The sequence below is a fragment of the Mesorhizobium sp. M0437 genome, from assembly GCF_040321335.1.
Taxonomy (GTDB): domain Bacteria; phylum Pseudomonadota; class Alphaproteobacteria; order Rhizobiales; family Rhizobiaceae; genus Mesorhizobium.
On sequence record NZ_JAMYRK010000155.1, the window covers coordinates 1 to 3106 of the forward strand.

At 58.7% G+C, this 3106-nt stretch carries 3 protein-coding genes; 2 read left to right on the forward strand and 1 reads right to left on the reverse strand.

Features of this window, described 5'->3' with window-relative positions:
• The coding region (locus tag NKI72_RS34370) for a S1 family peptidase (RefSeq protein WP_352852161.1) at positions 1-630 on the reverse strand (630 nt) is incomplete at its 3' end.
• A 265-nt stretch (positions 631-895) separates the two neighbouring features.
• Here NKI72_RS34370 and NKI72_RS34375 point away from each other — a divergent pair.
• Positions 896-1126, forward strand: a complete 231-nt coding sequence (locus NKI72_RS34375) for a hypothetical protein (RefSeq protein ID WP_352694022.1) — start codon at positions 896-898, stop codon at positions 1124-1126.
• Between the two features lie 657 nt (positions 1127-1783).
• The coding region (locus tag NKI72_RS34380; RefSeq protein ID WP_352852163.1) for an ATP-binding cassette domain-containing protein at positions 1784-3106 on the forward strand (1323 nt) is incomplete at its 3' end.

A 3106-nucleotide genomic window follows, 5' to 3' on the forward strand; every position in this document is an offset into this window, starting at 1 on the left:
GCCAATCACCGTCGCCTGCGCGAAATCCGCCGGGTTTCCGATCTTGGCGGTCCTGGCACCCTCGGCCTCCGTTTCCAATTTGATCAACCCGATGTCGTTTCTCATATTGACGGCGTTGTAATCAGGGTTTGGAACGATCTCGGCGACTGCATACCGGGTTCCCTCGACGAGCTTTGTGGCCCCGACTAGTATCGTAACCTCCCCGGGAGCGACGGGTACATCATCCTTCAATAGGCAGTGTGCCGCCGTCAGCACCCATTGTTCGGCGATCAGCGTACCGCCGCAGAATTGCGCGTTGAGTTGGGATGCCGCCCTGCTGTCGAGCATCTCGCTTGCCAGCAAGGCCACTTGGAACGGCCAAGCTCCAGGCTTGGCTTCGGTACCGCCGATGACACGAGTACCCGTATTGTTTTTCGCGTTCGGCACCTGCGCGATTGGCGATTTGATCGTCGACTGCGGCAAAACGATGCCGGGAACGGGCTCCGCCGCCACTGCGGTCCGCGGCGCGGCAGCCAAGTTCAATGCCGCTAACGATAGCACAAAAAGCCATCCCGGAAGTTCGATCTGCGCAGAAATCATCTCACTGGTTGATGTAGTTTCCTTGCCGCGATGAAACGTCATTTCAGACATGCCCCCGCCCAATTGATTAAGAATACACACATATCAATGAATTAGAAGTTGGCGTCAATAGGTGGCGCCTCCAACGCACGGTGCTGCACAGATTAGGACAGGCGTCAACATCACAAGAAGACTTGCCTTTTCGATCTCGATGAGAAAGGATCGAAATATGCCGAGTAAATCAACTTTTGCTCGCGACGCAAGTTGGTTTGCCTGAAATCATAATGGGGAAATGCAACGGTCTCCTTTGCGGGAGCCCTTTTAAGGGAGGACGAAAATGGCTGAGATCACAGTAAAAGTCGGCAAGAAGGGCGACGATTCCAAGGTCGACAAGCAGAAGACCGTCAAGGGGCAAAAACCCAGGCAGACCGGCGGAGCAGAGGCACAACACGCGATCGGGATCAATGCCTCTTGCTGGCATTGCTCGGCGATAAATTACGTCATCGGCGACACCCACGTTTACGTCGGGTTCTATTGCTGGAACTGCGGGGCATACTGCGAAGTGTGATCCCGAAGGCGCCCGGAGATGCTTACCCAGCAAATCTGGCGCCATCCGGCTCACTCGCCGTGACCACCCAGCCGGACGTCTTCGAGCGTCAGGGCGCCCGGCCCAGGATAAAAGACAAGCATGCCCACCCTGACATGACGCTGATGCGCGGTCCGGCTCGTTGCGCGATGTCGACGCGGCGATGCACGACATCGCACCATGGCGCGCGTCCATACTATAAGCCTTGGCAGACCTAGAATTGACCGGGACATTGCTCAATCGTCTCGCCACCATGCTACCGAAGCGTTGGCCGAATATCATGCGCGCCTGCTTCGCGTTGCGCAAAGTTTCGATTGCGGTGCTCTATGACCTCCTGCGCAGGTGGACGCCGAATTCAGTGAAGGTCTTGATCTCCTCGACGGATTGGGCGGCAGCGAACTCAATTGACGGTGCGGGCAATTTGTGCAGCCCTGGACTGATGCACTGGACGCACAAGGCCGGGCCTCGCGAGTCCGCGCGCTGCGCACCATGTGCTCCGTGTTATATCAGCATAGCCATCACCACAATGCGCGCTGCAACTGAGGCGCGCACAAGTCGGGATCGAGCGCCGCCCTTGTGGAGTTCTACGCGCGTTGATTGGGGTTTCTTGCGAACCGGGCGGGAGGTTGGGTGTCGGTTATGAACGTTATGGCGACCGCCCAGGCACCGTTTTCGCTGCAGCGCTTGCTGAAGTGGGCACGGCTGTCCATCAAAGGCATCGGAGGTGCGTTCGTTCTCATCACGGCTTTGTCGATCTTCACCTCCCTTCTCACACTGTACAACGCCCAGCTGATCGCCAACTTTATCCGTCAGGCGAGCAGCGGCTCCGCCGAAACAGTGGGAACATTTGATTTTGTCGGGTTCATCTTACCCCGCGATGCCGCGTCGACAGCGATCTTGTTCGCCGCGACAGCCATCCTGCTAATCGTCACAGGCTTCGCAAACCGCGTTGGCACAGCTTGGTTCAACACCATGATGCTGCAGCGCATGCAACTGAAGCTGCACGACAAATTGCTCCAGTTAGGATATAGCTATCACGGCAACCACGACGTGGGCGAGAATACAGCGGTCGTCATGCAATACGCGGCAGGCGCACAGGGTGTGCTGCGCGACGTCTTGGCGTTTCCGTTCACACGCGGCGTTTCGCTGCTGTCGGCGATCACGTTTCTGTTCTACAATATCTCCGATCTCGGCTCGCCGGACGTCATCTACGCGCTGCTCGCGGTCCTGCTTCTGGTCTTACCGGCCGGCGGCGTCTGGCTTTCGAGCAGGCTTCGCCTCGCCTACAGCAGTGTCCGCGACCGGCAGGGCGCTTTGGGCAATGTGTTGATCGACTCGCTCACTGCGCCTCAGGAGGTGCAGTTGATGAACGCCGGAAATCAACGTTCCGCTGCTTTCGCAGCACGGCTCAAAGCCCTTGGACAGGCCCAGGTCCAAGCGCAGGTTCAGAACGAACTCTCGAGCCAGTTTCAAGCTGCAGTACCGACAGTGCTGCAGATTGGCCTCATCCTCTGGGCCGTCTTCGTCGTCGGCGGCGACGCGGTGCAGGCTGTTGTCGGCATCTACCTGTTCGTGCCGCGTGTTGTCGAGCCTATCCAGGCCCTGGTGAGTTTCTATGCTGGCCTGAACACAGCCTGGCCGAACATAGAGCGCGTCGGACAAGTGCTCGACGAGCCGGCCGACGTCCCCGACCTCGGCGTAAAGACCGCCTCCGAACTCGGGTCGTTCGAGGTCACACTCGATCGGCTGTCGTTCAGGCCGGACGGATCCGACCGCACCATACTCGACGACCTTCGCAAAACCTTCGTGCCCGGCAAAGTGACCGCTCTCGTCGGACGCTCCGGCTCGGGCAAGACCACGATCATGCAGCTGATCGTGCGGCTACTCGATCCTACTGGCGGGAGCGTCACAATCGGCGGGACGGATGTTCGGGAGATCAAGCTCGAGGCGTTGCGGAGGATC

Excerpts from the sequence above, each read along its gene's own strand:
- NKI72_RS34375 (WP_352694022.1), top strand. The coding sequence starts at position 896 with ATGGCTGAGATCACAGTAAAAGTCGGCAAGAAGGGCGACGATTCCAAG.